This is a genomic window from Herbaspirillum lusitanum P6-12 (assembly GCF_000256565.1).
GTDB classification, from domain to species: domain Bacteria; phylum Pseudomonadota; class Gammaproteobacteria; order Burkholderiales; family Burkholderiaceae_D; genus Herbaspirillum; species Herbaspirillum lusitanum.
Genome location: NZ_AJHH01000136.1, coordinates 1 through 1317, shown reverse-complemented (window position 1 = coordinate 1317; position 1317 = coordinate 1). Strand labels below are relative to the sequence as shown.

2 protein-coding genes are annotated in these 1317 nt (G+C 59.8%); both read right to left on the bottom strand.

The window, feature by feature from the left end:
- On the bottom strand, positions 1–313 hold a 313-nt coding region (locus tag HLUSI_RS0104790), incomplete at its 3' end, for a BON domain-containing protein (RefSeq protein ID WP_016832894.1).
- A gap of 222 nt (positions 314–535) precedes the next feature.
- A partial coding sequence (locus HLUSI_RS0104785) for a sigma 54-interacting transcriptional regulator (RefSeq protein WP_016832893.1) occupies positions 536–1317 on the bottom strand: 782 nt, incomplete at its 5' end.

Below are 1317 nucleotides of genomic sequence, written 5' to 3'. Positions count from 1 at the left end.
GGTCCATGGCCTTGGCCTTGGATACCGCGCGCGCGCGCGCGACGTCGGCATTAGGCACTGGGCCGGCAAGAGTAACGATGCCCTTTTTGGTGGTGACCTTGATCTTCAGGGCGGACACCTGGCTGTCTTCCACGAAGGCCGCCTTGACCTTGGCGGTGATGACGGAGTCGTCTACATAGGCGCCGGCTTTCTGCGTAGTGCTGGCGGAAGACGAACCGGTGGAGGTATCGGCTGCGTAGACGGCAGGAGCGGCTACGGCCGCGGTCAGGAAGGCGGCGGCAACCAGTGTCGAGATGGTTTTGGTCTTTTGCATGATGAGGTCCTTATAGTATGAAAAAGAGAGACAACGCATTCGCGCTACCTGCCCCTCTCTTTCGCAAAGGCCATGCCAGGATGAATTAACTCAATGATTTCAATGACTTGGGGAATACCGACCAAGCCAGTCGACGTTTCTCCCCTCAAAAACCACTGTTTTTCGTCGCCTGAGAGCGACGCCAGACCACCAAAAAAACCTAAGCCATTGATTTAAAAAGACTTATTCTTGTCGCTCGATAGCGACGTCTTCTTCATCTCCGCGGAAAAGCCGTGGATCTAGCCCATTCTTCTGTAACAGACGATAGAACTCGGTCCGATTGCGGTCGGCCAATCGGGCCGCGTCGGCAACATTGCCGTCGGTCAATTTGAGCAGCTGGATCAGGTAATCGCGCTCGAAACGCTGCTTGGCGTCCGCATAGCGCAAGACCTCCAGCGCCGGCACCCGCAGGGCGCGCTGCACCAGCGCGGCCGGGATCAGCGGTGCGGTCGACAGCGCGCACACCTGCTCGACCACGTTATATAGCTGGCGCACGTTGCCGGGCCAGGAGGCCATCATCAGTATTTCCAGGGCGTCGGGGGCGAAGCCGTTGAGTTTCTTCTGATATCGCTCGGCGATTGCCTGCAGGAAATGATTGGCCAGCAAGGCGATATCTTCACGCCGTTCGACCAGCAGCGGCAGCGACAGCGTGACGACGTTGAGCCGGTAGTAGAGATCTTCGCGGAAGGAACCGTCGGCCATCGCCGCGTCCAGGTTGCGATGGGTAGCCGAAAGGATGCGCACATCCACCGGCGTGCTGTCGTTGGCGCCGACCGGACGCACCGTCCGCTCCTGCAGCACGCGCAATAGCTTGACCTGCAGCGGCAACGGCATGTCGCCGATCTCGTCGAGGAACAGCGTGCCGCCGTCGGCCGCCTGGAACAAACCCTTGCGATGCTCGACTGCGCCGGTGAAGGCGCCCTTGACGTGGCCGAACAGTTCCGACTCCAGCAATTGCTCCGGAA